This is a genomic window from Alcanivorax sp. HI0044, from assembly GCF_001634945.1.
In genome coordinates this window covers 1-411 of record NZ_LWEZ01000813.1, presented here as the reverse complement: position 1 = coordinate 411, position 411 = coordinate 1, and the positions used below count along the sequence as shown (strand labels likewise).

Below are 411 nucleotides of genomic sequence, written 5' to 3'. Positions count from 1 at the left end.
ATGCAATCCAATGCCCACTCCGTTCTTGAACATGTCTTCGGCTACCACCAGTTTCGCGGTGAACAGCAGACCATTATCAATACCCTGATACAGGGCGACGACGCCCTGGTGCTGATGCCCACCGGCGGCGGTAAATCCCTGTGCTATCAGATCCCCGCCCTGGTCCGGCCAGGCACCGGTGTGGTGATCAGCCCGCTGATTGCCCTGATGCAGGATCAGGTGGATGCGCTCAAGGCACTGGGCGTGAAAGCCGGCTTCCTCAACTCCACCCTGTCACTGGAACAAGTACGCGAGCTGGAAAACGCCTTGCTGCAAGGCGAGTTGGACATGCTCTACATCGCCCCGGAGCGGCTGATACAGCCGCGTACCCTGGCGCTGTTGAAACAGGCTGAGGTCGCCCTGTTCGCTATC

Annotated in this window: 1 protein-coding gene; it reads left to right on the top strand. The window is 59.6% G+C overall.

The genetic code is table 11. The features are described from left to right. The coding region (locus tag A3730_RS09680) for a DEAD/DEAH box helicase (protein WP_156501120.1) at nucleotides 1-411 on the top strand (411 nt) is incomplete at both ends.